This is a genomic window from Streptomyces sp. NPDC031225 (genome assembly GCF_055570355.1).
The window spans coordinates 58,686-83,032 of sequence record NZ_JBVIHJ010000021.1 but is presented as its reverse complement, the minus strand read 5'-3'; the positions used below and the strand labels follow the sequence as shown (position 1 = coordinate 83,032).

General features: G+C 72.1%; 23 protein-coding genes and 1 pseudogene. 7 read left to right on the top strand and 17 right to left on the bottom strand.

All coding sequences use genetic code 11. From position 1 onward, the window contains the following. Positions 1-19: 19 nt before the first annotated feature. Both ACZ48Z_RS31290 and ACZ48Z_RS31285 read left to right on the top strand, forming a co-directional pair. Positions 20-685: a TetR family transcriptional regulator gene (locus tag ACZ48Z_RS31290; RefSeq protein ID WP_468739239.1), complete on the top strand. Its 666-nt coding sequence runs from the start codon at positions 20-22 to the stop codon at positions 683-685. Between the two features lie 127 nt (positions 686-812). After that, complete coding sequence (locus ACZ48Z_RS31285) at positions 813-2,153, top strand: MFS transporter (RefSeq protein ID WP_468739238.1); 1,341 nt, start codon at positions 813-815, stop codon at positions 2,151-2,153. A gap of 86 nt (positions 2,154-2,239) precedes the next feature. On the opposite strand, the gene ACZ48Z_RS31280 is transcribed toward ACZ48Z_RS31285, so the two are convergent. Continuing rightward, positions 2,240-3,175, bottom strand: coding sequence for a serine protein kinase RIO (locus tag ACZ48Z_RS31280; RefSeq protein WP_468739237.1), 936 nt, complete (start codon positions 3,173-3,175; stop codon positions 2,240-2,242). 295 nt (positions 3,176-3,470) lie between these two features. Between ACZ48Z_RS31280 and ACZ48Z_RS31275 the strand changes: the two genes are divergently transcribed. Continuing rightward, on the top strand, positions 3,471-3,929 hold the full coding sequence (locus ACZ48Z_RS31275; protein WP_468739236.1) for a DUF6234 family protein: 459 nt from the start codon (positions 3,471-3,473) through the stop codon (positions 3,927-3,929). A gap of 12 nt (positions 3,930-3,941) precedes the next feature. On the opposite strand, the gene ACZ48Z_RS31270 is transcribed toward ACZ48Z_RS31275, so the two are convergent. Then, the gene (locus ACZ48Z_RS31270) at positions 3,942-4,355 is read right to left on the bottom strand and encodes a VOC family protein (RefSeq protein WP_468739235.1); all 414 of its coding nucleotides are present in this window, start codon (positions 4,353-4,355) and stop codon (positions 3,942-3,944) included. 371 nt (positions 4,356-4,726) lie between these two features. Here ACZ48Z_RS31270 and ACZ48Z_RS31265 point away from each other — a divergent pair, with 371 nt between their 5' ends. Further along, positions 4,727-5,953, top strand: coding sequence for a serine hydrolase domain-containing protein (locus tag ACZ48Z_RS31265; protein ID WP_468739234.1), 1,227 nt, complete (start codon positions 4,727-4,729; stop codon positions 5,951-5,953). 15 nt (positions 5,954-5,968) lie between these two features. Here the strand turns inward: ACZ48Z_RS31265 and ACZ48Z_RS31260 are convergent, their stop codons facing one another. From ACZ48Z_RS31260 to ribA, 5 genes are read right to left on the bottom strand one after another with little or no spacing between them, the layout of a single operon-like run. Further along, positions 5,969-7,123: a saccharopine dehydrogenase family protein gene (locus ACZ48Z_RS31260; RefSeq protein WP_468739233.1), complete on the bottom strand. Its 1,155-nt coding sequence runs from the start codon at positions 7,121-7,123 to the stop codon at positions 5,969-5,971. After that, positions 7,116-8,180, bottom strand: coding sequence for a saccharopine dehydrogenase (locus ACZ48Z_RS31255; protein ID WP_468739232.1), 1,065 nt, complete (start codon positions 8,178-8,180; stop codon positions 7,116-7,118). Before ACZ48Z_RS31255 ends, ACZ48Z_RS31260 begins: the two co-directional genes overlap by 8 nt. Beyond that, positions 8,177-9,322: an NAD(P)/FAD-dependent oxidoreductase gene (locus ACZ48Z_RS31250; RefSeq protein WP_468739231.1), complete on the bottom strand. Its 1,146-nt coding sequence runs from the start codon at positions 9,320-9,322 to the stop codon at positions 8,177-8,179. Before ACZ48Z_RS31250 ends, ACZ48Z_RS31255 begins: the two co-directional genes overlap by 4 nt. Continuing rightward, positions 9,319-10,287, bottom strand: coding sequence for an ornithine cyclodeaminase family protein (locus tag ACZ48Z_RS31245; RefSeq protein ID WP_468739230.1), 969 nt, complete (start codon positions 10,285-10,287; stop codon positions 9,319-9,321). Before ACZ48Z_RS31245 ends, ACZ48Z_RS31250 begins: the two co-directional genes overlap by 4 nt. Positions 10,288-10,331: 44 nt before the next feature. Continuing rightward, on the bottom strand, positions 10,332-10,991 hold the full coding sequence (gene ribA, locus ACZ48Z_RS31240; RefSeq protein WP_468739229.1) for a GTP cyclohydrolase II: 660 nt from the start codon (positions 10,989-10,991) through the stop codon (positions 10,332-10,334). A gap of 38 nt (positions 10,992-11,029) precedes the next feature. Here ribA and ACZ48Z_RS31235 point away from each other — a divergent pair, with 38 nt between their 5' ends. Beyond that, positions 11,030-11,797 (top strand): creatininase family protein, encoded by a 768-nt coding sequence (locus ACZ48Z_RS31235; RefSeq protein ID WP_468739228.1) that lies wholly within the window; start codon positions 11,030-11,032, stop codon positions 11,795-11,797. A 113-nt stretch (positions 11,798-11,910) separates the two neighbouring features. Here the strand turns inward: ACZ48Z_RS31235 and ACZ48Z_RS31230 are convergent. From ACZ48Z_RS31230 to ACZ48Z_RS31210, 5 genes and pseudogenes are all read right to left on the bottom strand, one after another. Next, positions 11,911-13,038 (bottom strand): annotated as a pseudogene (locus tag ACZ48Z_RS31230) (lysylphosphatidylglycerol synthase transmembrane domain-containing protein); the annotation flags it as partial. Continuing rightward, entirely contained in the window at positions 13,035-14,042 is a 1,008-nt protein-coding gene (locus ACZ48Z_RS31225; RefSeq protein WP_468739227.1) for a class I SAM-dependent methyltransferase, read from the bottom strand. The gene ACZ48Z_RS31225 and the pseudogene ACZ48Z_RS31230, both read right to left, overlap by 4 nt. Then, positions 14,039-15,214 (bottom strand): glycosyltransferase family 4 protein, encoded by a 1,176-nt coding sequence (locus ACZ48Z_RS31220; protein ID WP_468739324.1) that lies wholly within the window; start codon positions 15,212-15,214, stop codon positions 14,039-14,041. The genes ACZ48Z_RS31225 and ACZ48Z_RS31220 overlap by 4 nt, the downstream gene beginning before the upstream one ends. A 5-nt stretch (positions 15,215-15,219) precedes the next feature. Further along, entirely contained in the window at positions 15,220-15,618 is a 399-nt protein-coding gene (locus ACZ48Z_RS31215; RefSeq protein ID WP_328751759.1) for a 6-pyruvoyl trahydropterin synthase family protein, read from the bottom strand. Between the two features lie 116 nt (positions 15,619-15,734). Further along, entirely contained in the window at positions 15,735-16,715 is a 981-nt protein-coding gene (locus tag ACZ48Z_RS31210; protein ID WP_468739226.1) for a zinc-dependent alcohol dehydrogenase, read from the bottom strand. 121 nt (positions 16,716-16,836) lie between these two features. Here ACZ48Z_RS31210 and ACZ48Z_RS31205 point away from each other — a divergent pair, with 121 nt between their 5' ends. Next, complete coding sequence (locus tag ACZ48Z_RS31205; protein WP_468739323.1) at positions 16,837-17,628, top strand: CDP-alcohol phosphatidyltransferase family protein; 792 nt, start codon at positions 16,837-16,839, stop codon at positions 17,626-17,628. A gap of 21 nt (positions 17,629-17,649) precedes the next feature. Here ACZ48Z_RS31205 and ACZ48Z_RS31200 read toward each other — a convergent pair whose 3' ends face one another. The 5 genes from ACZ48Z_RS31200 to ACZ48Z_RS31180 all read right to left on the bottom strand — a co-directional run bounded on the left by ACZ48Z_RS31200 (position 17,650) and on the right by ACZ48Z_RS31180 (position 23,220). Next, entirely contained in the window at positions 17,650-18,099 is a 450-nt protein-coding gene (locus ACZ48Z_RS31200) for a GNAT family N-acetyltransferase (RefSeq protein ID WP_468739225.1), read from the bottom strand. Between the two features lie 98 nt (positions 18,100-18,197). Next, a complete protein-coding gene (locus tag ACZ48Z_RS31195; RefSeq protein WP_468739224.1) occupies positions 18,198-19,412 on the bottom strand; it encodes an MDR family MFS transporter in 1,215 nt (404 codons plus the stop codon). Further along, positions 19,409-21,172, bottom strand: a complete 1,764-nt coding sequence (locus ACZ48Z_RS31190) for an ABC transporter permease subunit (protein WP_468739322.1) — start codon at positions 21,170-21,172, stop codon at positions 19,409-19,411. Before ACZ48Z_RS31190 ends, ACZ48Z_RS31195 begins: the two co-directional genes overlap by 4 nt. A gap of 27 nt (positions 21,173-21,199) precedes the next feature. After that, on the bottom strand, positions 21,200-22,687 hold the full coding sequence (locus ACZ48Z_RS31185) for an ABC transporter substrate-binding protein (RefSeq protein WP_468739223.1): 1,488 nt from the start codon (positions 22,685-22,687) through the stop codon (positions 21,200-21,202). After that, entirely contained in the window at positions 22,684-23,220 is a 537-nt protein-coding gene (locus ACZ48Z_RS31180; protein WP_468739222.1) for a GNAT family N-acetyltransferase, read from the bottom strand. Before ACZ48Z_RS31180 ends, ACZ48Z_RS31185 begins: the two co-directional genes overlap by 4 nt. A 116-nt stretch (positions 23,221-23,336) precedes the next feature. Between ACZ48Z_RS31180 and ACZ48Z_RS31175 the strand changes: the two genes are divergently transcribed. Further along, on the top strand, positions 23,337-24,302 hold the full coding sequence (locus ACZ48Z_RS31175) for an ATP-binding protein (RefSeq protein WP_468739221.1): 966 nt from the start codon (positions 23,337-23,339) through the stop codon (positions 24,300-24,302). Positions 24,303-24,347: the final 45 nt, after the last annotated feature.

Sequence of the window (24,347 nt, the reverse complement as noted above, 5' to 3'; positions counted from 1 at the left end):
AAGGACCCGAGGGAACCCGATGACCAGCGTCGACGAACCGGCACGACAAGGCGGGCGGATCCGCGACGCCGCCCGCACCCAGGCCGAGATCCTCGACGTGGCGACACAGGAGTTCGCGCGGTCCGGCTACGACGGGGCCCGCGTCGACGAGATCGCCGCCCGCACCCGCACCACCAAGCGGATGATCTACTACTACTTCGGCGGCAAGGAACAGCTCTTCACAGCCGTTCTGGAGCGTGCCTACACCGTGATCCGTGAGGCCGAGCAGGAACTGGACGTCGAGCACCTGGACCCGGTCGCGGCGATCCGGCGGCTGGCGGAGCTGACCTTCGACCACCACGAGCAGCACCCGGACTTCATCCGCCTGGTCAGCATCGAGAACATCCACGGGGCCCAGCACATCGCCGGCTCCGCGAAGCTCGGCAGGATCGGCTCCCCGGCGCTCGACGTGATCCGCCGCATCCTGGCCTCGGGGCAGGAGTCGGGCCTGTTCACGGCTGACGTGGACGCGGTCGACCTGCACGCGATGATCAGCTCGTTCTGCTTCTTCCGGGTGGCCAACCGGCACACCTTCGGCGTGCTGTTCGGGCGTGATCTGGTCGCCGCCGGGCAGCGGGAGCACTACCGGACCATGCTCGGCGACATGGTGATCGCGTACCTGACGGCGGAACGGTCCGGCGACTGAGGCCGTACGGCCGGACCCCTTGACACCCGGGAGTCGTGGGCGCAGCATCCGTGGACAACCGCTACTAACTACCCAGTGGGTTAATTAACTGGGTAGCTCCCCGGAGTCCCCCGAATGGAGCACCGCCGTGTCCGTCCCCGCCGAAGCCGTCGGGCAACCGAAAAAGGCGGCCACCGCCGCCTGGATCGGCAGCGCCCTGGAGTACTACGACTTCTTCATCTACGGCAGCGCCGCAGCCCTGATCTTCCCGAAGGTCTTCTTCGACGAGTCCGACCCGGCGAACGCGACCCTGCTGTCGCTGGCCACCTTCGGTGTCGCCTACGCGGCCCGGCCGGTGGGCGCGCTCTTCATGGGGCACTTCGGCGACCGGGTCGGCCGTAAGAAGATCATGGTCTTCACGCTGATCCTGATGGGCCTGTCGACGTTCCTCATCGGGTGTCTGCCGACCCGCGGCCAGGTCGGCTCCCTCGCCCCGGTCCTGCTGGTGCTGTGCCGGGTGCTCCAGGGCATCTCGGCGGCCGGGGAGCAGGCCAGCGCCAACTCCATGAGCCTGGAGCACGCGCCGTCGCACCGACGCGGGTTCTTCACGAGTTTCACGCTCAGCGGCACCCAGGGCGGGCAGTTGCTCGCCACGCTGGTCTTCCTCCCGGTCGCCGCGCTGCCCGAGGACCAACTGCTGTCCTGGGGCTGGCGGGTGCCGTTCTGGATGAGTGTCGCGGTCGCCGTGGTCGGCTTCGTGATCCGGCGCAAGCTGGACGAGACACCGGCGTTCGAGCAGCAGACCGCCTCCGAGGGGGTCGTGAAGCTGCCGCTCCTGGTGCTGCTGCGGGAGCACTGGGCAGACGTGCTGCGGGTCGTCGGGGGCGCGGTCATCGCCTCGGTCTCCACGATCTTCACGGTGTGGGCGCTGGCGTACGCGACGAGCGACGCGGTCGGGATGAGCCGGTCCTCGATGCTGTGGGTGGGCGCGCTGGCCAACCTCGTCGCGCTCGCCGCGATCCCGCTGTGGGCCACCCTGTCGGACCGCATCGGCCGACGGCCGGTCTTCCTGGTCGGCGCGGTGGGCAGCGCGATCATGATGTTCCTGTACCTCTGGGCGATCTCCACGGGCAACTACCCGCTGATCCTGCTGCTCGGCATCGTCACCTTCGGCGTCGTGTACAGCGCAGCGAACGGCGTGTGGCCGTCCTTCTACGGCGAGATGTTCTCCACCCGGGTGCGGCTGTCCGGTATGGCGATCGGCACGCAGATCGGCTTCGCCGTGGCCGGTTTCGCGGTCACCTTCGCGGCGCAGATCGCGGGGCCCGACGGCACCGACTGGTCGTCGGTGGCCCTGTTCACCGCGGCCCTGTGCGTCCCGCCGGTGATCGCCGCCCTCACGGCCCGCGAGACCCACAAGGTCCCCACGGAGGACCTAGGCACTCGCGCCTCCCGGGAGGCGTCCCGGCGGGAGACGGTAACCGCCTGATACGCCGCTGCGATGTCCCCTGCCGCGAACCCCCGGATGCCCTGTGGGCGCCGGGGGTTCGCAGCGGCTGTGTGGCTGCGCCCGGTTCAGAAGGCGTGCGCCATCAGTTCCGCGAACAGCGCGTGCTCGTCGACGTCGAGGCCCCGCGAGCGGAACCAGCCGCAGATGTTGGCGCAGTCGCGCTGGAGGAAGGCCATCCCGTTGAGGTTGCCGACCAGGTCGACGATCTGTGGCAGATCGATGACGACCAGCCGTTCGCCAGCCGCCAGGATGTTGTACGCCGAGAGGTCGCCGTGCACGATGCCGCTCTGCACCATGGTCGCGAGCGCGTCGGTCAGCTGCTCGAAGTAGGACGCCAGCAACTCGGGTGAGGGGCGAACCTGGGCGAGCCGGGGCGCGGTTTCGACCGTGCCGTCCTCGCCGACGACGGTGATCCACTCCATCAGGATCTCGGTGCCGTCGATCTGCACCGGGTAGGGAACCGGCAGCCCGAGGTTCCACAGACGCACGAGCGCGCCCCACTCGGACACGGCCCACTCTCCGGCCGCGACCTGCCGTCCGAAGGTGCTCTTCCGCTTGACGGCCCGTTCGTCACGTGAGCGCTTCATCGAGCGGCCCTCGGTGTAGGACGCGGCGCGGTGGAAGGACCGGTGTTCGGGAGAGCGGTACCGCTTGGCCGCCATGACCACGCCGGCGTCGGGGTCGAGCGGGTCGGCGCGCTCGACGAGGTGGACGTCGGCCTCCTTGCCGGTCTTGAGGACGCCGAGCTCGGTGTCGATCGCGCCCTGGGAGGTCACCACCCAGTCGGGAAGCGGCTCGGGGCCTCGGCTGAGGGGTTCGACGCTGAGCCAGGTCGACCAGCGCTGGCCGTCCTCGAGGTCGTCGTAGGCCCGGAAGTCGAAGACGAACCGTTCGTCGACGTCGCTCAGATCGTCCGACGGGAGGCGGCGATGGGGGTCGGTGGTGACGTCGTCAGGAAATGCCGGGTGCCGGGGGTGCTGCGAGAGATGGTCGTGAGACATCGCTGGGGGTGCTCCATGAGATCAGAGAGGTGTGGTCTGCGGGCAGGCCGAGGACAGTCGTGGTCACGGTCGTGCCTCCTCTCGTGGAGCACCGGGCAGCTCCCGGTGACCCGCCCATGGTGAAGGGCGGACACGGAGAGCGGCAACCGAATTAAGTCCGGCCCGCGTCGAGTCCCCGGCGGTGCCGCACCACGGCGTCCGGGACGGCTTCGCGAGTGCTGCGCTCAGGGAACGAACCGGTCAAGGCCCGGTGAACCGCGACGCGGTGTGCGGCGTGACGCACGAGGGTGGGGCCATGCCCTTCGCACCGCGTTCGCGTGCACAGCGCCTGTCCGGGACCGACCGCCGGTCCGGGACGTCTCCGGACGCGCGAGGCGACGGGTTCGCGGGCGGCTGCATCAGTGTGATCGTGTTGCTCATCGAGGTAGGAACCGCCCTGCTGCTGGGGCTGATGTCGCTCATCCGGGGATGGGGTCGCGTCGGCGGACGAACCGGGCCGGTCACGCCGGACTGGGTTCCGGTGCTCTGGTTCGGCGCGTTCACCCTGGGCGTGCTCGTGATCGCAGTGATCTTCCTGTGCTCGGCCCATCCGTACGCGGGAGCGGTTCAGCTGTGCCTGGCCGCCATCGCGCTGATCATCACAGTCGACGCCTGGCACCAGCAGTACGAGAGTGCCCATCCGACTCCGTTACCGACGTGCCCGACCAGGGCCGGGACGCCATGCGCTCCGCCGAGCCCCGTGACCGGCCGGTGAGAGGTCCGTCCGTCACCGGGCGTTGGACCAGCCCCGCCTGCACAGCACGAGCCGGTATCCGTCCGGGTCCTCCACCGTGACGCCCCACTCGTTCCAGTACGGGTTCGGCGACAGCACCCGCTTGCCGCCGTGGGCCTCCAGACGGGCGACCAGGTCCTCCGGTACCGGGCCGTCGACGTAGATCACCAGGAGGTCCTCCTCGGTGGGGCGGGGTTCGACGGGGCGGCCCCGTTCGTGGACGAGTTCCAGATGCCAGCCGGCGTCGGGCCGACCGAGCATCAGGAGGTCGTGTTCGCCGGGTTCGGCCCCGCCTTCGGCACGCCAGAGGACACCCAGTCCGAGCCCCTCGACCCAGAACCGCTCGGCGGCGGCCAGGTCGCGGGAGGGGCGGGCGATACGGATGTGGCTGTGGCCGTTGACGGGCATGGTGACCTCTTCCCTCGGGGTGGTGACCGGTTCGGTCAGCGTAGGGAGGTGGTGATCGCCGGCGCATCGGCCATCCGTCCTGCTCCCCGGGGCGTAGGACCCTCCCCACTTCACGCCCCGTTGACAGATGGCGTCGTCGGCAACAGCATCGGCCCAAGCGAGCAGAACAGAGCAGCGCTGCGCCGACCCGCCCGCAGACCACCGCGCACTCCGGCCGGTTTCAGGGACGGCCGGGGTGCGCGGGCCTCGCGCCCACCCCCGATTTCGGCCGCCCCGCGGAGCGTTGCGGTTTCCTGAGCGACGATGATGTCCGAGGTGGTCCGGGCCGGGTGTACCCGCCCGCACCTCGACGGACGCGACGGAGGAGAGCGATGGCACAGCTGCGGCAAGAGGTCGACCCCGGTGAGGTGGGGCTGGATGTGAAGGCGCTGGACCGCCTCGACCAGCATTTCGCCCACTACGTCGACGAGGGCCGGATGCCCGGTTTCCTGGTGTCCGTGGCCCGCGGCGGACGTGTCGCCCACCTCACGACGCACGGCCACCGCGACCTCGCGGCCGGACTGCCGGTCGAGCCCGACACCCTGTGGCGCATCTACTCGATGACCAAGCCGGTCACCGCGGTGGCCGCGCTCCTGCTGGTCGAGGAGGGGCGGCTGTCGCTGGACGATCCGGTCGCCGACTATCTGCCGGAGTTCGCGGAGCCGCGCGTGTACGTGGACGGATCGGGCGACACGCTCACGACCCGTCCGGCCCACGGTCCGATACGGGTCCGGCATCTGATGACCCACACCGCGGGCCTGACCTTCGCCTTCTACCACTGCCACCCGGTGGACGCCCTCTACCGCGAGGCGGGCCTGGAGTCGTCGGTGCTGCCGGGCTCGGACCTGGCCAGGACGGTCGCCGTGTACGCGAGCCTGCCGCTCCAGTTCGAGCCGGGCACCCAGTGGAACTACTCGGTGGCCTCCAACGTCCTGGGCCGGGTCATCGAGATCGTGTCCGGTCAGCCACTCGACGCCTTCTTCGCCGAGCGCGTCTTCGGACCCCTCGGCATGCCCGACGCCGGTTTCTGCGTGACGGACGAACAGGCGGGCAGGCTCTCGGAGTTGTACGGCGAGAAGGACGACGGCACGATCGAGCCGGTCCCCGGGCTGCCGCTGCTGGGCCGCCCGCGTCTGCTGTCCGGCAGCGGCGGGATGGCGGCGTCCGCGTACGACGTCCACCGTTTCGCGGAACTGCTGCGCCGCCGCGGCGAAGTCGACGGCACCAGGCTGCTGTCCCCCGAGACGGTGGACCTGATGACCTCCAACCACCTTCCCGGCGGCGCCGACCTGCGCTCCTTCGGCGCCAAGCCCGCCCACGACGAGCCCGGCAACGACGGCCTTGGCTTCGGCCTCAGCGTCTCCGTGGTGATCGACCCCGCCCGCACCCCGGCCCCCTCCGGCCTCGGTTCCTACGGCTGGAGCGGGGCGGCGTCCACGACGTTCTGGGTCGACCCGGGCCGCGATCTGAGCGTCCAGTTCTTCACCCAGGTACGGCCGAAGACGCTGAAGCTCTTCCCCGACCTCAAGCGGCTGGTGCACGAGGCGGTCGTCGACTAGGACGCCCCGCCTCGGTCAGTGATCCACCCGCAGCGTGAAGTGGACGCCGGCGCGGGCGAGTTCACCCAGCCATGTCTCGGACCGGGCCGCCGTCTCCGCGGCCCGGCTCAGGCCCGCGGGCAGGGAGCCGTCCAGGATGTGTCCCACGCCGAGCGCGAGGGTGCGGGAGACGCAGCGGGCCATGGCGCTGTCCTCCTCGTCGCCCACCAGGTCGAGCAGGTAGCCGCCGGACCAGGTGCGGCCGTCCTCCGCACGCACGTCGAGGGAGACGGCGAGGACGACCCGGTCGCGGTCGGCGTCCGTCGTCGGGTACCTGGCCGCCAGCTCCTTGGCCAGGGCGGCGATCCGGGTGTCGTCACCACCCTTCAGCTCCTCGAAGACGGGCTCCCAGGCCTGCAGCCAGCCGTCCAGACGCAGCGTGCCGCGCACGAAGGTCCGCGGTGTCCAGGCGCCGGGCAGTTCGTACCGCTCGACGAAGGGCAGGCTGTCGCGGTTGGGGTAGACCTCGAAGGTCTCACCGTCCACGACATGACGCCGGGTCGCCTCCCAGGGCCGCTCGGCGGTGGTCGGGGCGCCGCCCTCGATGTAACGCGCGGGCGAGCGCAGGGCGTTCAGGACTCCGGCGGGGGCCCAGCTGAAGCGGTACCTGAAGTCGTTGGGGACCGCGGGGACGCCACCGCAGTACGAGGTGAGGCCGTACGACGCCGGTGTCGCGTCGCCGATCGCCGCGCGGGCCCTGGCGACGAGGCCGTGGGCGAAGAGGTGGTCGATGCCGGGGTCGAGACCGGCCTCGGTCAGGACGACGATCCCGGCCTTCCGTGCCGCCGGGACCTGTTCGAGGACGGCGTCGGACACATAGCTGGAGCAGGCGAAGTGGGCCCGTTCGCGCACACAGGCGGCGAGGATGCCGGGGTGCTCGGGCGCGGGGAGCATCGACACGACGACGTCTCCCGGCGCCAGTTCGGCCGTGAGCGCGGGCAGCGTCCAGGCACGGGGAACGGCCCTGCCGTTGAGCCCCAGCCCTTCGAGGGCCTCTTCGGCCCGCTCCTCGGAGCGGTGCCACAGCAGCACGCGGTCGGCCGTGTCGCACAGCTCGGCCAGGCCGCTGCCGGTGGAGAGCCCGGCGCCGATCCAGTGGACGGTGCCGGTCGCGGGTACCAGGTCAGACACGTCGGAACTCCTCTTCCTCGATGCCGAGTTCACGGCAGGCCTGACGGAACCGGTCCAGACAGCGCCCCCAGGGTCCACCGACCCCGAACTCCAGCAGCTGGGGCAGCAGGGACCCCGAGAAGCCGACGCTGGCCTCCTCCGGGAGCAGGGACGGCAGATTGTCGATGGCGATGAGATCCAGCGCGGGGTCCTTGTGGAGCCGGCGCACGGGCTCGGTCCACTCGGTGACGCGGTCGTAGACCGGCAGGACGTTCAGGGGCGAGCCGACGTCGCAGGTGACGTCGGAGAGGGTGCGCAGCCGGCGGGACGGGTCGTCCAGGTCGGCGGTGCGGACGAAGGGCGGGACGGGGGTGGTGGCGAGGACGCAGTTGACCAGCACGTCGTGGGCGAGCAGGGCGGGCCGGTCCAGGTTCCGGGTCTCGTCGAGGTCCCAGCAGGTCGGCTCGATCCCGGCGGCACGGAGCGCGACGCGGGCACCCCGGCCGCTGCGGCCCTGGGCCCCGATCACCAGCGCCGTGAACTCCTCGTCCCCGGCGACGGGCCGGAGGATGTCCTCCAGCTCCTCCTGCGAGGTGGGCGCCAGGGGCGTAGTCAGCCTGCCCCGGTGCTGCAGCACGGCCAGGGCGGCACCCAGGTAGCCGGCCCAGTATCCGAAGGCGGCGAGCCTGCGGCCCTGGTCGTCGACCAGGTACTCCAGGTCGAGGAGGACCCCTCCCCCGGCGGCGAACCGGCGCAGCAGTTCCGGGGCGCCCGGCTGCTCCTTGTAGGCGTGCCCGAAGAAGATGTGACGGTGCGTCAAGGTGTCCGGCTCGTCGGGGAGTTCCTTCAGACCGACGACCACGGCGTCCCGCGGCGCCCGTGCCACCCACGAACCCGCGGGTGCGACCGCGCAGCCGACCGCCTCGTACTCCTCGATCGGGAAGATCCGCTGCGGGGACTCCTCGACGGTCAGTGTCGCCCCGCTGTCGACGAGCCGCCGGGCGTCGGACGGCACGATCGGCGTGCGTCGCTCGGTGGTGCGGACCTCGTGGCGCAGCCACAGATGGAGCTCGGTCATACGCGGTTGGCCTCCGGGCGCAGGGCGTCGGCCGCGAACCGGCCGGCGCTGAGCGGGCTGATGTCCACGAAGGGTACGCGGCCCAGGTACAGGTCACGGACGACCTCGCCGACGGCCGGGCCCTGGAGGAATCCATGGCCGGAGAACCCGGTGGCGTACAGGAAGCGGGAGACCGAAGTCGACTCGCCGATCAGGGCGTTGTGGTCCGGGGTGATCTCGTACAGGCCGGCCCAGCCGCCGGTGCGGCGCAGGTCGAGGAGGGCGGGGGCACGGTGTGTCATGGCCTCGGCGAGGCGGGGGATCCAGCGGTCGTGGGTCGCGGTGTCGAAGCCGGGGCTCTCGTCGGGGTCGGACATGCCGAGGAGGAGGCCGGGGCCCTCGGAGTGGAAGTAGAGGCTGGTGGTGAAGTCGATGGTCATGGGCAGGTCGGCCGGCAGTCCGCCGACCGGTTCGGTGACCGCGATCTGGCGGCGCAGCGGCTCGACGGGCAGGTCCACGCCGACCATCGCGGCGACCCCCCGCGACCAGGCGCCGGCCGCGCAGATCACGGTGTCGGTGGCGATCCGGCCCCTGGTCGTCACGACGGCCGTGATGTCGTCGCCGCGCAGTTCGATGCCGGTGACCTCGGTGTGCCGCAGGATCGTCGCGCCGTGGCGGCGGGCGTCGGCCGCGTAGCCGTACACCACGGACTCGGGCGTGCAGTGGCCGTCCTCCGGTGAGAAGGCGGCGGCGAGGAGGCCGTCGGTGGTGATGAGCGGGGAGAGCCGACGCGCCTCGGCCGGGTCGATCATGCGGCTGGGGACGCCGAGGGCGTTCTGGAGCCGCACGCTGTCCTCGAAGGAGGCGACCTGCTCGGGAGTCGACAGCAGGAACAGATAGCCGACCCGGTGCAACCCGATGTCCTGCCCGGTCTCCTCCTCGAAGCGGCCGAACGCCTCAAGGCTGCGCGCCCCGAGCCGGATGTTGAGCTCGTCGGAGAACTGCGCCCGCACTCCGCCCGCCGCCTTCGACGTGGAACCGGAGGCGAGCTCGTCCCGCTCGACCAGCACCACGTCGGGTACGCCCGCCCGTGCCAGGTGGCAGGCGATGCTCGTGCCCATGACCCCGCCGCCGATGACGACGGTCCCGGCCCGTGTGTTCATCGGCGCTCCCCCTCGGCCGCCCGCACCACGGCCCAGGCGGCTGCCGCGTCCTGGATCCCGAGGCCGACGCTGTTGTAGTAGACGATGTCGTCGGGCCCGGTGCGCGCCACGGCTCGCCCCGTGACGACGTCTCCCAGCGCGGTCAGGGCGTCGGCGTCCAGCAGCCCGCTCCCGAGCGCGTCCACGACCGGCCCGGCGTGCTCGGCCGCGGTCGCCGGGTCGTCCACGACGACGGCCACCGCCCGCCGTAGGACCTCGTCGTCCACCTCCCGGCGGGTGGGCTCGAAGGAGCCCACGCTCACCACTGTGCACCCGGGCGACAGCCAGGCGCCCCACACCACCGGGGTGCGGCTCAGCGTGCAGGCCGCGACCAGGGAGGCGCCGGTCACCGCCTCCTCCGCGGTGCCGACCGCCTCGGCGGTGAGACCGAGGCCCGACAGCGTCTCGGCGGCACGGGCACGGTTGCGCGGGGTCGGGCTCCACAGCCGTACGGACTTCAGGTCCCGGACCCGGGCGATCGCCCGCACATGGGCCAGGGCCTGGGTGCCGGAGCCCAGGACGGCCAGGTCGGTGCTGTCGGGTGAGGCCAGGGCGTCGACGGCGACGGCGCTCGCGGCGGCCGTGCGCAGCGTGGTCACCGCGGCGCCGTCCATGACGGCGGCCGGGCGGCCGGTCACCGGGTCGAGCACCGACACCACGGCGTGGATCGTGGGCAGCCCGGCCGCCGCGTTGCCCGGGTTGACGCTGCCGAACTTCGCGACGGCCCCGGAGTCGGCGGAGAGCCGGGAGACGTACGCGAAGACCACGCTGTCGTCGAAGCGGCTCGGATGCATGATCTTCGCCGGCAGGTCGGCCGTGCCGGAGCCGAGCGCGGCGAAGGCTGCACGCTGCGAGGCGATGGCGGTGTCCACGTCGAGCAGGCGCGTGACCTGCTCTCCGGAGAGGAAGAGGACGTCGTCGGTCATGCCCTCTTCCTGTCCGGATCCGCCGCCCCGGAACCGCCGGGCGATCAGGACAGGTGGGCCACCGCGTCCAGATGGGGCAGGACGTGGTCCAGCCGCTCCCGCTTGGTGCGCAGATAGGTGATGTTGCTCTCGCACGGGGTTATCAGCAGCGGCACCGTCTCGGTGACCTTGATGCCGTGCTGCAGCAGCGCCTCGCGCTTGCGCGGGTTGTTCGACATCAGGCGGACCGAGTTCACACCCAGGTCGTGGAAGATGCCCGCGGCGACCCCGTAGTCGCGGGAGTCCACCGGCAGACCGAGCGCGAGGTTCGCCTCCACGGTGTCCAGTCCCTCCGCCTGCAGGGCCATCGCGCGCAGCTTGGCGAGCAGGCCGATGCCCCGGCCCTCGTGGCCCCGCAGGTAGACGACGATGCCGCTGCCCGCCTTGACCACGGCCCGCAGCGCCGCGTCGAGCTGATCGCCGCACTCGCAGTGCTGGGAGCCGAACGCGTCACCGGTCAGGCACTCGGAATGCAGCCGGACGAGGACGTCGTCCGAACCGATGTCACCGTGAACCAGAGCGACTTGTTCGTCGCCGCGGTCGTGATCGAGATAGCCGACCGCCTGGAATTTCCCGTACACGGTGGGCAGCGGTGCATTCACCACGCGCTCCACACCCGTACGCTGTGGTGCCTTCTTGCCGAGTACGCCAACTGTGTCTGTCATGATCTGGTTCCTAAGCAGAGACGAAAGGCCGTGAAAAGATGAGCGGTTCGGACATAGGGTCGGCGGCGTACGGTCTGTTGCCGACGGACACTACGGAAGACGTACGGACGCGGGGGGCGGGCGTCTCAACACAGGTCGCCGTCCTTCCGGTCGGGAGCTTCGAACAACACGGTCCGTACCTTCCCCTGGCGACCGACACGCTCGTCGCCTGTGCCATCGCGCGCGAGATCGCCGCGGCATACCCGGTGCATCTCCTTCCGCCGGTGACGATCGCCTGCTCGCACGAGCACGCGGCCTGGCCGGGGACCGTCAGCATCTCCTCCGTCACCCTTCACTCGGTGGTACGGGACATCGCGGCCTCGCTGCGCCGCTCCGGCGTCGAGGCCCTGGTCGTGGTGAACGGACACGGCGGCAACTATGTGCTGGGCAACGTCGTCCAGGAGGCCTCCGCCCGCGGGGAGCGGATGGCGCTGTTCCCGGCCGGGGAGGACTGGGAGGCCGCCCGCCAGGAGGCGGGAGTGGTCACCTCGCTGCTGACCGACATGCATGCGGGAGAAATCGAGGCCTCCATTCTTCTGCACGCCCACCCGGAATGTGTCCGGCCCGGTTACGAGACCTCCGATTTCGTCGCGGACGACCGTCGTCATCTCCTCACCCTCGGCATGTCCGCTTACACCGATTCCGGTGTCATCGGGCGCCCTTCGCTGGGCTCCGCGGAAAAAGGGAAAGCGTTGCTGGAGAGCTTCGCGGAGTCCTTCGGAACGTATTTCTCGATGCTCACGGAATCCGGCGCCGGGTCCGAGTAGGCGGTCGCCGGGCCCCGCAGTCCCTGGTACCAGCGGACGACCAGGACGACGGCGCCCGGCAGACTCGCCACGAAGCTGAGGACGCCGTACACGATCGCGGTCGCGAGACCGGCGCCGGCGCCGAGGCCCATGGCGGCGAACGCCCAGGCGGTGACGCCCTCCCGGGGGCCGAAGCCACCGATGTTCAGCGGCAGTCCCATGGCGAGCAGGGCGAGCACGGCCAGCGGCAGCAGGAGGGCGACGGAGGCGGCGGAGCCCGCGATGCGGGCCGCCAGCACGAACATCCCGAGGTGGCCGGCCAGCACGACGGCCGACGAGAGCGCGACGCCGGGCCAGTTGCGGCGGGACAGGAGTCCCTCGCGCGCCTCGCCGAGGGCCGAGCGCAGGGCCCGGGCCCTGCGGGAGGAGGACGGAGTCCGGTTCATCCGCAGGGCCACGACCACGGCGACGGCACCCAGGACGGTCAGGCCGACGACGGGGGCGAGGTGGCGGACCTCGGCCAGCACCGGGGACGGCATGGTGAGCAGCACGGCACCGCCGACGACCGCCAACGCGACCTGTCCGGCGACCCGTTCGAGGACGACCGCCCGTACCCCGCGGCCCATGTCCCCGGCGCTCTGTCCGTGCCGCACCGCGCGATGCACGTCACCGAGGACGCCGCCGGGCAGGGCCGCGTTGAGGAACAGGGCACGGTAGTAGTCGGCCACGGCCACGCCGAGCGGCAGCCGGATGCGCAGCCCGCGGGCCACCAGCTGCCAACGCCAGGCGCTGAACACGGTGGTCACGACGCCGATCGCGAGGGCCGCCAGCAGGGCGGTGCCGTCGATCCTGCGCAGCCCGTCCAGGAAGACGCCGGTGCCCAGGCGCCACAGCAGCAGAGCGAGGATGGTGACACCGGCGACGGTGCCGAAGTGGGTGCGCAGCGCGCGGGAGTTGAGGACCGCGCGCAGTGCGGTGCGCCACCTGGGCGTCCGGGTGGGGCGGGGCCGGGCCGCGGTCACGATGACGCCGATCCGGTCGTGGGAGACGGCGGCTTCGGTGAGGTCCGTGACGGAGTGACCGGCGGCGGCGAGCAGTTCGGCCCTGGCCACCAGGGCCTCGGTGCGCGCCGTGAGCAGGTCGTCCCGCGTGTGGAGCACCTCGGCCCGCAGGGTGAGGGCCCGCTGGGAGGGCGTGGCAGGCTCGACCGTCGCGGCGGGTCGCCGGACCGGCAGGCCCGGCCGCACCGTCTCCACGCTCATGACGCTGCGCCCGTCGGACGGGACAGTGCCAGCAGGTCGCTGTGGTGGACGACGACGTTCAACTCGCCCGCGCGGCAGGCCTCCAGGCGGTCGCTGAGGTAGCGCTCGGCGCGTTCCTTCAGCTCGGGGCGCTCCTCGACGGCCGCGCCGACCCAGCCGCGCAGCCACTGCGTGGTGAGCGCGGCGTCGGCGGGGCCCAGGCGCCAGGCGCTCGGGTGCAGCCGTACGGTCGCGCCCCGCTCGGAGAAGGCCTCGCAGGCGACGGTGATGGCGTCAGGGCCGAGCATTCCGCCGCGTCGCTGGTGCGCGTTGAACGCCTCGGCGATCTCGTGGTCCAGCGGGTCGGACGGGCTCAGTTCGACGCGTCCCGCCACGGACAGGGTGAGCAGGGCCGGTACCCCGGCTCCCGTGCAGGCCGCGGCGAGGGTCTCGATCTCCTGGCGGGTGAGGACGTCCAGGAGGGCGGAGGCCGTCACCAGGGAGGCGCCGGCGAGGATGTCCGGGGTGAGCAGGCCGACGTCGCCGCGGCGGGTCTCCACGGTGACCCGGCTGCCGTCGGCGGCGGACCGCGGGGAGGCGACGGCCGCGAAGTGCAGGAGGTAGGGGTCCCGGTCGTGCAGGATCCAGTGCTGGGGACCGTCGAGGCGGGACGCCAGCCAGCGGCCCATCGAGCCGGTGCCGCAGCCCAGGTCGTGGATGACGAGACCGGCCTTGCCCGGCAGGTTGGCCAGCCGGATCCGCAGCGGGTCGATCAGGTCCCCCGCCCGTGCCGCCGCGTCGGGCCCCTCGCGCAGTTCCAGCCACTCGGGGGCGTAGCGGGGAGCGTCGTCGGGCCCGGCGTCCCGCAGACGTACGGTGGGGCGCTCGCCGGGGCGGACGCTGGGACCCGCTCCGGGAATGACCGATTCCGTGTCGGACGGCACACCAGGCTTCACCGACAGCACCTCCCGGGGTCCCGGCTGTGCCGGGATCGTTCCGCTCTGCTTCGTCGCCGTCTTCCTCATGCCGCCCTCCTGGGCTCGCTCGGGAGTCGGCCGAGTACTCCGGCCAGGCTGCGGGCCGTCGTCGCCCAGCCGTCCAGGGCGGCCCGCCGGCCCCGGGCAGCAGCCTTCAGCCGGCGTCGTACGTCCGCCTCGCCGAACCAGCCGCGCAGTTCGGCGGCGAGGGCGGCGGGGTCCTCCGGCGGGACGAGGATGCCGGGCACGCCGCCGTCGGGGGCGCGTCCGACGGCTTCGGGCAGCCCGCCGACGTCGGTGGCCAGCACCGGGATGCCGCGCGCGAGGGCCTCGGTGACCGCCATGCCGTAGGTCTCGGCGTAGGAGGTGAGGACCATCAGGTCGGCGGCGGCGTAGCTGGCGTCGAGTTCGGCTCCGGCCTGCGGTCCCGCGAGGTGCAGGCGGTCCTGGAGGCCGTACTTCTGGATGAGCGTCCGCAGACCGGCGACGTACTCGGGATCCTGCGTGATCCCGCCGACGCACACACAGCTCCACGGCAGGTCCTTCGCCCCGGCCAGTGCCTCGATCAGCCGGTGCTGTCCCTTGCGGGGGGTCACCGCGGCCACGCACAGCAGCCGGGAGACACCGTCGGTGCCGGAGGCGAGGGGGGCGATGTCGGCACCCGGGGTGGCGACGTGGACCCGCTCGGGGGCGAGGCCGTGGTGCGAGACGAGTCGCCGTACGGCCCAGTCGCTGGTGGCGATGACGGCGGGCACGGCCCGCAGCACCTCGCGCTCCTTGGCGTCCAGTTCGAGGGCGAGCCCGGGTGCGAGTCCCGTCTCGTCGCCGAGGGGCAGGTGGACGAGGACGGCGAGCCGAAGCCGCTCCGCCTCGGGCACGATGATCTCGGGGACTCCGCAGGCGACCAGGCCGTCGATCAGGACGACAGTGTCGTCGGGCAGGTCGCTCAGGGTGCGGGCCAGTTCGGTGCGGGCGGCGGCTCCCGGGCGGGGCCAGCTGCCGGCCACGGCGTGCCGTTCGACCTGCCAGCCGAAGCCGGGCAGGTCCAGGCAGACCCGCCGGTCGTAGGCGTTGCCGCCGCTCGGCGCCGTGGGGTCGTCCACGCCGCCGGGCATCACGAAGTGCACGGACCGCAGGGACATCGGGATGATCTCGGCCTTCTTGAGGGCGGCGTGCTGCACGGGCACGTAGTCGAGCGTGGCCGTCCGCCCGGTCGTCATGTCGGTCACAGGGCACGCTCGTAACTCGCCCAGGCGACGTGCGACTCGTGCAGGGTGACGGTCAGCCCGGCGAGGCCCTTGGCGCCCTCGCCGAGAGCGCCCTTCTCGATGCGCCCGGCGAGCCGGTCGGCGATGACCTTCGCCAGGAACTCCGTGGAGGTGTTGACTCCGGCGAAGTCCGGTTCGTTGTCGAGGTTTCTGTAGTTCAGCTCGCTGACTACGGCACCCAGTTCCTGCGTGGCGAGTCCGATGTCGACGACGATGTTGTCGTCGTCCAGCTGTTCGCGCCGGAACGTGGCGTCCACCAGGAACGTCGCTCCGTGCAGGCGCTGCGCGGGTCCGAAGACGTCGCCGCGGAAGCTGTGGGCGATCATGATGTGATCGCGGACGGTGATGCTGAACAACGGACGACCCTCCAGGTGCGGCGCGTCTGGTCCCCCGGCTGATCCCTGCCGGGGGATGCCGTGTAGTACGGCCCTTCGTCTCCCCCCGTTCAGCGATCTCTCACTCTTTTCTCAGGTCAGGCGCTCTTGTCGTACCTCACGCGGTGACAGAGGGCCGGAATCTCCCCGGTGGTGAGCTTCGGCATCACGTCAGGCAGTTCCTCGAACGCGCTTTCCCCCGTGATGAGGGCGTCGAGCGCCGGATCGGCGAGCAGCTTCAGCGCGAGGGCGAGCCGGTCGCCGTAACTGCGGCCCGCGCGGGCCGGGGACACGGTGCCGACCTGGCTGCTGCGGATGACGAGCCGCCGGGAGTGGAAGGCCTCGCCGAGCGGGAGGCTGACCTTCCGGTCGCCGTACCAGCTCAGTTCGACGACCGTGCCCTCGGGGCTGAGGAGTTCCAGCGCGCGGGTGAGGCCCTGTTCTGTGGCGCTGGCGTGGACGACGAGGTCGCAGTCGCCCAGGGCGTCGGCCGGGGAGGCGAAACCGACACCGAGGGCCTCGGCGATGCCGGCGCGGGCCGGGTCGGCGTCCACCAGCTGGACGCGGACTCCGGGGAAGCGGGCCAGCAGCGCGGCCACGGAACTGCCGACCATGCCGCCGCCGACCACCGCGATCCGGTCGCCGATCAGCGGAGCCGCGTCCCAGAGGGCGTTCACGGCGGTCTCGACGGTACCGGCGAGGACGGCCCGTGCGGCGGGCACGTCGTCCGGTACGACCGTCACGGCGCTCGCCGCCACTACGTACCGCGTCTGATGCGGGTACAGGCAGAACACCGTACGTCCGACCAGGTGGGCGGGCCCCTCCTCCACCTCTCCGACGCTGAGGTAGCCGTACTTCACGGGGCCGGGGAAGTCGCCCTCCTGGAACGGTGCCCGCATGGCCGCGTGCTGGCTCTCGGGCACCTTGCCGCGGAACACGAGTGTCTCCGTGCCCCGGCTGACCCCGGAGTACAGCGAGCGGACCAGCACCTCGTCCTCGCGGGGGGCCGGAAGGGTGGCTTCCCGTATCTCGCCCTCACCCGGAGAGCGGATCCAGAACGCACGTGCGGCGGCCTTCATCGAGAACCTCCTGAACGATCGGGAACTCGTGCACGTACCTCGTTCACGTACCGAGATGTGCACAGGCCGCGCACAGTACGTGGCCTTGATCGACTCTGTCATCTGGCCGGAGGAATCTGCGGTGGCCCTGAACAACACTTACGACGCAAGGCTGGTTCAGCAGGAGACCGCTGTGGGAGCGGGTCTGCAGATCCTGTTGCTGGCCCTGCTCGGCACGGCGATCGGCATGGGGCCGGCGGGCTGGCTGACCGGCCTCGCCTTCGCCGTCGCCACCTGGGGCGTGCTCTCCAGGGCACTGCACCGCACCCGGCCGCGCTCGTTCGGGCCGGCCAACCGGGTGACCCTGGGCCGGGCGACCCTGGTCGGCGGAGTGACCGCGCTGGTCGCGGACTCCTACCAGGACTCCCCGCCGGTGACGCTGTTCGTGGGTCTGACCGCGGTGGCCCTGATCCTCGACGGCGTCGACGGCAAGGTGGCCCGCGCGACGGGCACCTCGACCCCGCTGGGCGCGCGGTTCGACATGGAGGTCGACGCGTTCCTGATCCTGGTGCTCAGCGTGTACGTGTCGATGTCCCAGGGCCCGTGGGTCCTGCTGATCGGCGGCATGCGGTACGGCTTCGTCGCCGCGGCCCGCGCCTGGTCGTGGCTCAACGCCCCGCTGCCGCCGAGCATGGCCCGCAAGACCGTGGCCGCGCTCCAGGGCATCCTGCTGCTGGTCGCCGCGTCCGGATACCTGCCCCATACGGCGACCTTCGGGGTCGTGGCCCTGGCGCTCTCCACGCTGGTCTGGTCGTTCGGCCGGGACATCCTGTGGCTGTGGCGCACGCACCGGGCGGACGAGGCCGCGGTGGGCGAGCTGCTGGAGCTGGAGTTCGCGGCGGCGGAGCGGGAACCGGAGGCCATGGCCTCCTGACGACTCGTGTGCCCCGGAGGGTCAGCCCTTGAGCGGCACCCGGTATACCGTCGACGCCCGCTGCCGGAAGCCCTGTCGCTCGTACAGCCGGTTGGCCGCCGCCCGGTCCGGGCGTGAGGTGAGGTCGACGGTACGGGCCCCGGCTTCCCGGGCGAGCCGGATGGCCTCCCGGATCAGCAGCCCCGCGACCCCTTGGCCGCGTGCGGCGTGGTCGACGATCACGTCCTCGATGCGCGCCCGCAGTCCCGCGGGCGCGGGGAACATGACCAGGGTGAGCGTGCCGACCACCGCCCCGGCCGCCGACCTCGCGATCAGCATGGTGGTGGCGTCACAGGCCAGGATGCGGTCGAGGGCGGCGAGATCGAGGGCCTCGGCCGTCGAGGACAACTGCGGCAGCATCCGCCCGAAGGCATCGACGAGTTCCTGGTCCGCCTCCCGGACGACCGCCACCCGAATCTCCTGCGTCTCCATGGGTGGACCCTACCGCCGCGCCACCTGACACCCCGGGCGGTTGGCCCGGTCCGGGCGGGCGAGCCGCGGGCCGGCTTCGCCGAACCCATCGCAGGGTCCTACCGTCGTGGCAACAGCCCGACCGCGGCCAGCGGTACGGCGGCCAGGGCCAGCCACGGCACCGCGGGCGGCAGGCCGCTGTCCAGGAGGGCGCCGGTGACGGAGCTGCCGATCAGCACGATCAGACCGGACACCGAGGACAACGCCCCGGTGTACAGGCCCAGTCGGCCCTCTTCCGCGAGATCCGGAACCCAGGCCCGGGCCACAGGTGCCACGAGCATCTGGCCGAACGTGAGCAGCACGACGAAGGCGGCCGAGGGCAACAGTCCTGCCGTTCCGGTCCAGTCGGCGGGCCGCGCGAGGGCGACGACCGCGAACCCGGCGCCGATCAGCAGCAGTCCGGCCGACATGGACCGGCGCAGCGACAGTCTGGAGCCGACCCAGCCGGTGACGGGGAGCTGCGCGGCGACGACCAGCAGCGAGGACAGGGCGAACAGCCAGGCCAGCGCCGACTGTGAACCCGTCGCGCGTTCCACCTCGTCGGGGAGGGCGAGGTAGAGCTGGTTGTAGGCGAGCAGGTAGGCGCCGTACGCGCAGCACAGCGCGAGGAAGCGCCGGTTGCGGATCAACGTCCCCGCGCCGCCCATGAGTTGTACGCGTTGCCGCCCCGGGATGTGCTGCGGCAGCAGCCACACGTGCCCTGCGAGTACGAGCACGAAGATCCCGGCGCCCGCCAGGCACACGGCGCGGAAGTCCACCGACAGCAGCAGCGCGCCGAGCAGCGGGCCCACGAACGCTCCCGCCTGCCCGGCGACGGTGAACAGCGCGAGCACACGGGTGCGTGGGCCGCCTCCCGCCGCCTCGTGCACGACCGCCTGCCGCGCGACCTCGGACTCCACGGCCGGGGAGAACAGGGCGGCCGCGAACCCGATGAGCAGGACGGCCCCGATGACCGCCCACGTCTGTTCGGCGTACCCGAGCCAGCCGAACCCGGCGATCCGCAGCACGCATCCGGCGAGGACGACCGGCCGGACGCCGTAGCGGTCGGCGAGCGCCCCGCCCACCACGAACAGCCCTTGCTGGCTGAAGGTCCGCAGTCCGAGCACGAACCCGACCAGCCAGCCCGCCATGCCGACGGCCTGTCCCAGGTGTTCCGCCAGGAAGGGCAGCACGGCGAAGAAGCCGATGTTGAAGGCGAGTTGAGTGAGGATCAGCAGACGCAGCAGCGGTGAGAGCCGGGTGGTCCTCGACAGGGCGACGGCTGCCCGCGTCATCCGGCTTTCACCAACTCCCTTTCGGGTGCGGCATTTTCGACTCTCATGGCGGCCGTACGAGGGTGCGCTCGCCGTCGCGGCCATCGCACTCCGCCCGCCGCGCTGACCGCCAGCGCCCCGAGCAGCGCGAGTGCGGCGGCGGGGGCGAGGACAGCCCAGGGGGCGCGCTCGGCGTAGGGCTGGTTCTCGGCGAGGAGCAGGCCCCACTCCGGGGAGGGCGGCTGGGCTCCGAGGCCGAGGAAGGCGAGCGAGGCGAGGGCGGTGCCGGGCAGGCGCAGCAGGGCGTGCCGGGTGAGGGACAGCAGGACGGCGGGGAGCAGTTCGTGGCGCAGGAGGTGGCGGCGCCCGGCGCCGAGGCCACGGGCGGCGGTGATGTGCAGGGCGGCGCGTTCCTGGCGCAGCAGCGCGGAGGTGTGGACGGCCAGGGGTGCCCAGGCGACGACGCCGACGGCGAGTGCGGGGGTCGCGGCCCCGGTTCCCGTGACCGCGGTCACGAGGAGGGCGCCGAGGACGGGCGGTACGGCGTTGACGGTGTCGGCGAGGGGACCGGAGACCCGGGGCACCAGGCCGAGGAGGACGCCGGCTGCCAGGGCGGCCGCGCCGATTCCGAGGGCGAGCAGCAGGGTGTCGAGGGCGCCGTGGGCGACCCGTGCGAGCAGGTCCCGGCCGAGCGCGTCGGTCCCGAACGGGTGGGCCCAGCTGGGCTTTTGGAGTCGCCGGGTGGTGTCGAGGGCGAGCGGGTCGCGGGGCAGGCCGTATGCGATGACGGCGAGGAGGAGGCCGCCGTGGAGGAGGGGCTGGATGCCGTGGGCAGGTGGCTGTCGTCGATGGGGTGACGACAGGGAGCCGTCGCGCAGGGCGGCCCCGGCGATGCGGCGGGTGGCCAGGGCGGCGAGTGCGGAGGCCGCGGCCGCGAGAGCGAGGAGGGCGAGGGTGCCGGCCTGGAGGACGGGCAGGTCCTGGGCGAGGGCGGCCTGGAGGGTGGTGCGGCCGAGGCCGGGGATGTCGAAGATCTGCTCCACGGCGACGGATCCGCCGGTCAGGCCGACCACGAACAGACCGGAGTTGGGCAGCAGTGCGGGCAGGCAACGGCGTACGGCCTGGCGGGCGATGCTGCGGCCGGGCAGTCCGCGCGCGGTGGCGGCCAGCTCCCAGGGTTCGGCGAAGGCGCCTGGCAGGAGGTCGTCGAGGAGCCTGCCGAGCACGGCCCCGGCGGGCAGGCCGAGAGCGAGTCCGGGCAGGATCGTCCACTGGGGCCCGTACCAGCCGAGGGCGGGCAGCCAGCCCAGTTGGACGCCGACCACGGTGGCGAGCACGGACGCGGTGAGGAACTCGGGCAGCGCGGCGAGGACCGCGGAACCGCTGCCGCCCGGGCGCCGGACGTCGAGCCGCCGGTGCGCGCCGAGCCACAGGGTGCGGGCGCAGATCAGGGCGGCGGTGACGGCGGCGACCGCGAGGGCCGCCGCCATCAACAGGAGGGACACGCCCAGTGCTTGGAGCACCGCGGGTGTGACCTCGTCGCCGGAGAGCCAGGAGCGTCCGGCGTCGCCGCGCCCCAGCCCGCCGAGCCATTCCCCGAGGAGTGTCAACGGTCCCTTGTCCAGGCCGAGTTGGGCTCGGATGTCGGCCAGCACGGCGGGCGTGGGGTCGCGGTCGGCGGAGCGTGCCTTGAGGACCGTCAGGGCCGGGTCGGTGCGGGTCAGCCAGGGCAGCAGGCCGATCCCGCACACGAGGGCGGCCGCGAGCACGGCACGCCACATCAGGGCGGACAGCTGGTGTCGCACGGATCAGCGCCGGGTTCCGGGGCCGACGAGGGTGCGCTCGTAGGGGTCGAGGAGCACACCGCGCACCGAGTCGGCGACGCCGGTGATGATGCGCTGATGGACCAGGGGTACGACGGCGTCCGTGCCGAGGATCTTCGCCTCGGCGGCCATGGCCAGGTCCTGACGCCTGTCGGTGTCGGGTTCCGACTCGGCGTCGGCCACGGCCTTGTCGACGTCCCGGTCGCAGAGTTGGGCGATGTTGAAGCCGCCGTCGCAGGTGTGGTCGCTCGCGAGCACGGCCACGGGGTCGCCGGTGTCGACGAGCGTGTTGCGGGCGAGGACGAACGCGTCGAACTTCCCGTCCAGCGCGTCGCTCTCCAGCCGCGAGTACTCGCGCACCTCCAGGGTGACCCGGAACCCGGCCTTCTCCAGCTGCTGCTTCAACACCTGGGCCGCTTCGGGGAGTTCGGGGCGGTTGTCGTAGGTGGCGAGGGTGATCCTCGCACCGTTCGGCGTGCCGGCCCCGGGTCGCGCGGCGGGCTGCTGCCGCTTGCCCTCGGCCCAGGTCACGGCGGGGCCGTAGATGCCGGCACCGGGATCGGCGTGCCCCTCGTAGACGCCCTTGGCGAGCGCGGAGGTGTCGACGGCCGCGCGGGCGGCGGCGCGGAGCTTCGGGTCCTTGAAGGGACCGGTCTTCGCGTTGAGGAGGAGGCTGGTGGTGCGGGTGGTGGCCGTCTCCTTGCGGGTGGCCGCGGCGAGGGTGGCGGCCTGCGCGACCGGGACCGCCTCGGCGATGTCGAGTTCGCCGGTGCGCAGGGCGCCGGCCCGGGCGGTGCCGTCGGCGATGAACCGGGCGTCGATGCCGGAGGCCTGGGCCCGCCCGCCCCAGTAGTCGTCGAAGCGGTCGAGGGTGGCGGAGGCCGAGCCGTTGACCTTGGTGAGCTCGAAGGGGCCGGTGGCGGTGCCGACCGGGTCGGCGCCGTCCTCGTAGGCCTTCGGGGAGAGGACGGGGAGGCTGGGGCTGGACAGACGCAGGGGCAGTACGGGGTCGGGCTTCGCGGTGGTGATCCGTACGGCGGCGCTCTCCGCCTCGGCCGTGAGGGTGACTCCGGACAGGGCGGCCGGGGCCGGTTTGGCCTCGGTGGCGTGGGTGAGCGCGTCGGCGACCGCGGCCGGGGTGACCTCGGAGCCGTCCTGGAAGGTGGCCTCGCGGAGGGTGAACAGCCAGGTGCGGTCGTTCTCGCGACGCCAGGACTCGGCGAGCGCGGGGGCGGCGGCGCCGTTGGCGTCGAGGGAGGTCAGGCCCTCGGTGACGCCGAGGCGGCTGAGGAGGGTGGCGTCGGCGCCGTAGGGCGAGAGGTTCTCGGCGGGCGGGAAGGCCAGGGCCACCCGGAGGCGGGCGCCCTCGGCCGTGTCACCTTCGGAGTCGCCGCCTTCGGAGGCGAAGCAGGCGGCGAGGAGCGGGGCGAGCAGCAGGGGGCCAAGGATGTGACGGCGTCGCACGGTGTTCATCGCCCTATCGGTATCTCGAAGTGGACGACGCTGCTCGCGCCGCCCGTGGACTCTCGCTCGTCGTGCACGACCTTGCCGAGGGAGCGCCAGAAGGGTTCGGCGCCGGGGACCGTCGGGTCGGTGTGCAGATAGACGGACCGGTAACCGCCGTCAGCGGCCGCGAACGCGAGCAGTTCGGCCACCAGGCGCCGGGCCAGACCGCGCCTGCGGTGCTCGGGGCGGACGTAGATCCGGCGCAGCTGCGCGGTGATGCCACAGGGGTAGCACTCGGCGAGTTCGCGCGGGTTCGGCGGGTGGGCGGGACCGCGGGAGTCGAGGGCCGCGGTGGCCACGACGGTCCGGTCGTCCGGGTCCAGGGCGACGAGGAGGGTGTGGCGGGCCGGGACGAGATAGGCGCTGGCGGGGTCGATGATGTCGCCGTGCCAGCGGGGCACATACCCGGTTCCGAAGTCGCGGTAGACGGTGTCGAGCATCACGGCTCGGGCACCGTCGAGGTCGTCCGGGCCTGCCGCCCTGATGCTGTAGTTATGCACTTGCACATCATATGCATTAAGGGGGAACGCTTGATCGCGGGGTGATTTGACAGTGATCGGGGGCACGCCATACAACCTACCGACATGACATCCATTTTCAAAAAGGCGGAGCGGTAGTGCGCATCGCGTTCGTCGGCAAGGGCGGCAGCGGCAAGACCACCCTGTCGGCGCTCTTCTCCCGACATCTGGCCCGCTCGGGCGCACCGGTGCTGGCCGTGGACGGCGACATCAACCAGCACCTCGCCGAGGCGCTGGGCCACGACACCGACCGGGCCGGCACCCTGGACGCCCCTCCCCTGGGCGCGCACGTGGCAGACATCAAGGACTACCTGCGCGGCGCCAACCCGCGCATCGCCTCCCGCGAGGCGATGATCAAGACGACACCGCCGGGCCGCGGTTCACGCCTGCTGAGACTTCTGGGCGACGATGAGCTGCACACCCGCCACGTCCGCCGGGTGGGTGACGTGCCGCTGATGGTGACGGGCGAGTTCGACGAGAACGACCTGGGCGTGGCCTGCTACCACTCCAAACTCGGCGGAGTGGAGCTGTACCTCAACCACCTCGTCGACGGCCCCGGCGAGTACGTCGTGGTCGACATGACGGCCGGCGCGGACGCCTTCGCGTCGGGCCTGTTCACCCGCTTCGACATGACCTTCCTGGTGGCCGAACCCACCCGCAAGGGCGTGTCGGTCTACCGCCAGTACCGGGACCACGCACGGGAGTTCGGGATCCGGATCGCGGTCATCGGGAACAAGGTGACCGGCGAGGACGACCTGCTCTTCCTCAAGGAACACGTGGGTGACGACCTGTTGACCCACCTGGTCCAGTCGCCGTGGGTGCGCGCCGCCGAACAGGGCCGTGGCGAAAGTGACTTGGGCGCTCTGGAGCCGCACAACCGGCACGCTCTGACGGTCCTGCGCGAGGCCGTCGACTCCCACCCCCGCGACTGGTCGGCGCTCCACCGCCACGCGGTCGAGTTTCATCTGCGCAACGCCCGCTCCTGGGCGAACGAGGCGACCGGACTCGATCTCGCGTCCCAGGTGGACCCGGACTTCGTACCGGGTCCTGCCTCCCTCGGCTGACCCCCTCCTTTCAGTTCACGACAACAGGACAGGAACCCCCCTCAC